The 3,986-nt window shown below is 35.2% G+C and carries 4 protein-coding genes and 1 tRNA gene; 3 read left to right on the forward strand and 2 right to left on the reverse strand.

Features of this window, described 5'->3' with window-relative positions; genetic code table 11:
- Positions 1–473: 473 nt before the first annotated feature.
- On the reverse strand, positions 474–971 hold the full coding sequence (locus tag MCQ_RS07335; RefSeq protein WP_006924523.1) for an Hsp20 family protein: 498 nt from the start codon (positions 969–971) through the stop codon (positions 474–476).
- Positions 972–1,256: 285 nt separating this feature from the next.
- Here MCQ_RS07335 and MCQ_RS07340 point away from each other — a divergent pair, with 285 nt between their 5' ends.
- The 3 genes from MCQ_RS07340 to MCQ_RS07350 all read left to right on the forward strand — a co-directional run bounded on the left by MCQ_RS07340 (position 1,257) and on the right by MCQ_RS07350 (position 3,561).
- The gene (locus MCQ_RS07340) at positions 1,257–2,168 is read left to right on the forward strand and encodes a serine aminopeptidase domain-containing protein (protein WP_006924524.1); all 912 of its coding nucleotides are present in this window, start codon (positions 1,257–1,259) and stop codon (positions 2,166–2,168) included.
- An 856-nt stretch (positions 2,169–3,024) separates the two neighbouring features.
- A complete protein-coding gene (gene cpdR, locus MCQ_RS07345; protein ID WP_004858948.1) occupies positions 3,025–3,387 on the forward strand; it encodes a cell cycle two-component system response regulator CpdR in 363 nt (120 codons plus the stop codon).
- A gap of 99 nt (positions 3,388–3,486) precedes the next feature.
- Positions 3,487–3,561, forward strand: a tRNA-Val gene (locus tag MCQ_RS07350).
- A gap of 93 nt (positions 3,562–3,654) precedes the next feature.
- On the opposite strand, the gene MCQ_RS07355 is transcribed toward MCQ_RS07350, so the two are convergent.
- On the reverse strand, positions 3,655–3,986 hold a 332-nt coding region (locus MCQ_RS07355; protein ID WP_006924332.1), incomplete at its 5' end, for a transcriptional regulator.

Raw genomic sequence — 3,986 nt, forward strand, 5'->3', positions numbered from 1 at the left:
AGTTCAAAATAAAATAAATTACTGCTTTTGTATAATGAAAATTTTTATTATTTTGGGCTGAGTTTGGAGCGATTTTGATTGTTTATTTGATTTTTTTACAGGTCCTCCAAAACCTTCTACTTGTTTGCATTTTACAGTAAAATTCTGACTTTTACAATTTTTCACACTTTTTGATTTTTAGATGTCAAAATCCAATTTTATAAACAATGCATTTAATGGCGAAAATTATTTACAAAAACAACAAATTATAACCTATTTCTACTTAATCCCACTTAATACAAAATCTAGTGTCAAACTACAATTATTATTTATTGCACAGATATAGAATTTTGAAAACATACTCTATTTTCTCAATTGACAGGAAAGTACGCTAGAACAATTATTACAAATTATGAATAAATAGCTTTTATTCGAAATATAAAAAATGCGAGACAAAAGTCTCGCGTCACTTTATTCTTTAGGAAAGTTTATAATTATTCAGTTTGCTCGTTTTTTAAACTTACTTTACGCATACCATGGCCGTTACCATTTTTTGCAGCAGACGACAGCGCCTGTATAAGTATCTTTTTTGGTTTTAATTCAGCCGGCATTTCCCTTTTAAGTTGAATATGAAGAAGGCCATCACCAAGTTCCGCTCCAATAACCTTCACATGATCAGCCAAATGAAACCGCCGCTCAAAAGCGCGCGAAGCAATGCCTCGGTAAAGAAATTCTCGTTCTTCATCACCATTTTCAGGTGTTCTCTCACCCTTAACGATCAGCTGGTTACAATGTGTTTCGATATCAATTTCATCCTGAGAAAAACCAGCAACAGCCATAGAAATTCTATAAGAATCTTCACTTAAGCGCTCAATGTTATACGGTGGATAAGAAGAAACATCATCCGGTTGTGTTCTAGAATCAAACCAATTAAAAAGATGATCAAAACCTACTGTTGAACGATAGAATGGTGAAAAATCTACTTGACGCATAATATTGCCCTCCTTTAGAGTGACTATGATTGTCTCACAAAGTTCCCAAATGGCAAACCTGCCGCTGAACCATACAATCCCATCATGGCGATTGCACTAATTACTTGGTAATTGCTCTTTCCGATTTCAACTCCTTTTGTGCTTGAATCATCCAGACACACAAAAACAACATAACTGTTTCTTAATCCTTCATCATCATTATATTTAATGTAAGATATTTAATGTAAGTTTTCTCCTCATCTTATCTTGTCCTAGATTGCAAATATACACCATAAAGGATTTCAATTGGAAATACCTCTTTATCCTACAGACTGGGGTTTACCTCCTCCCAATACCCATAATAGCTACCTTAAAACAGCCACTGATCGCAAAGTTCGTTTTGCGATAACCCATCCCGAAATAGAAAAAGCCAAGGGAACAATTGTTATTCTCGAAAGCTATGCAAATGCTTTAGAAGAATATTTTTTAACAATGAATGAAATCTCTAAGCGCGGTTTTTATACAGCAATATTTGATTGGTTTGGTCGCGAAGGATCTCAACCTGATAAACAAAAACAAACCCGACACAATTATTTTAATATTAACAATGATATTAATGACTTAAATGAATTTCTTAACAATATTGTGTATCCTAATTGCCCACCACCTTACTCTATGCTAACCTATGGGATGGGTGGATTAATAGCACTTAGCGGATTAGATCTCATTAACCATAAGTTTAAGAGAATGCTTTGTATTTCTCCCCTTTTTGCGCCATTCGGCAATAAAACAAATGGTTTTCAGCATAAATTAACACAACTTCTTTCCGATATAGGACTTGGTCTCTTACCAGCTAGAGGCGGAAAAAAATTAAAACAAAAAAATACACCATTTGAGCGCACTCATAAAGCATCTTTATCGCCTAGCTTCTTTATAAAACCTCCGACATCACGATGGATGGCATCAGCACTCAATGCAATTGATAATATGAAGAAAAATATACTGGGTGGGCATTTACAAATCCCAACATTGTTTATTCTCGCCAATCAAAACAATATTGCAAACAACATTGAAGTACGACAATTATGCCAACATACACATCTAACAGACAGTATTACAATTACGGGTGCTGAACTCGATACAATTCTGTATGAAGAGGTTTACCAAAAACAATTTTGGGCTGCATTTGATGCATTTATTCTTGAAGCAGATCGTTAAGATAATACCTTTTAACAAGACAGTAATTTAAACATGGAGAGGATGAAAAAGTAAATGAAAAAAATCTTAAAATGATTAAGTACTTAACCCTTTGATTATAGCGAGATATCATTTAGTCTCTATTCCCCAAAGGCACATGAGTCTGTGAAAAAAGATAAAAACAGATATGAGTAGGTTAAGAAAAGCTCTTTTAACATCTGGATACCCCCCTGTGAAAGCGATAACAAAACAACACCTACACTTCAATGCACATGCTTCTATTGAGATTTGCATGTTTCAAACGAGTTTCCATGATTAAAAGGCGCGTTAGTATAAAAATTTAAAAGCCGAAGACTTTCTCATTTTGGATTTAACACAGTCATTCCCTTACGCATCTCACAAGTAAGGTTGGCGTGTGGATAAAAAGCCGTTTAAGAAAGGAGTAAATACGCCTCTTATGAACCGTCTCAATGCAAGGGCTGTGTAAACATTGGAAGCTGGTAAATAGCACGATGGTGCCAACTTGCACCTGCATAAGCATAAAGATGGTCACGCACAATGAAGAGAAATCTTTCAAATGAATATTCCCAAACGCCTTTCCACAGAGCTCTCGCCAAAGTGAAGGAAATTAAAAGCAACAGATCTAAAACTAATCACGCTTAAAACATTCGTACATTGCCCCTTCTTCAATGTCATATACATTTTGAATTTAACCAACTCACAATTAATATTCTGTATTCTTGTCAAATATATTATGCATTAACCATTTTGCCATTTATTCCAATTATGAGTATTTTATCATCTTTTTTATAAATATTCTATATTGTATAATCGATGTGGCAAAAACTCTGACAAATGGAGCAATTGGAACATAATCATGAAACGAATCCTGCTCGCAGAAGATGATAACGATATGCGCCGCTTTCTAGCAAAAGCTTTAGAACGTGCAGGCTATGAAGTCGCCGATTTTGATAATGGTGCTAGCGCATATGAACGTTTACAGGAAGAGCCGTTTTCTCTTCTACTTACTGATATTGTAATGCCAGAAATGGATGGAATCGAACTAGCACGACGTGCTACTGAAATCGACCCTGATTTACGAGTGATGTTCATTACAGGCTTTGCAGCAGTTGCACTAAATTCAAATAGCGATGCCCCTCCTGATGCAAAAGTACTTTCTAAGCCGTTTCACTTGCGTGAGCTAGTTAATGAAGTTGAAAAAATACTTATAGCTGCTTAAAAGGCATATTTCTCCAAGTTATTCGTAACTGGTCAAATAAAAAATTAAATTAGGCATTGACGTTTGTAATTCTATGTGGTGTATGCAACATCATTGAATGGGCGTGTAGCTCAGCGGGAGAGCACTACGTTGACATCGTAGGGGTCACAGGTTCAATCCCTGTCACGCCCACCATCTAGTTTTATGTTACGAATAACTTATTGATTTTCCATATGTTTTTTAAGGTGAGGGATGTGTGAATAAAAGTGAGGGAATAGGATTTTCAAATCATGCCTCTACAAAAGTAGCATTCTCTTTTCTTTTTACTTCGTTAAGCATTTCTAAGAATTTTTTGAATGCTTCTAAATCTTCCTGTGAAAAAGCATCTAAAAGTCTAACAAACATGCCAACAATTTCACGACTCAACGGATTTGAAGGCTTGATTGTAAAACTTGTGCGAGAAGCATCTGCTTCCCTTCTTAAAAGGGATGCCATCTCTTCATCTAACGCGTAGAGTTCAATGATCTTTTCTTCCATTCCTACCGGAACAGACTTTTTGCCAATTTCTACAGAAGATAAAAATGGTACAGATATGTTTAATTTCTCAGCCATATCTAATA

Source organism: Candidatus Bartonella washoeensis Sb944nv (genome assembly GCF_000278135.1).
GTDB lineage: Bacteria > Pseudomonadota > Alphaproteobacteria > Rhizobiales > Rhizobiaceae > Bartonella > Bartonella washoeensis.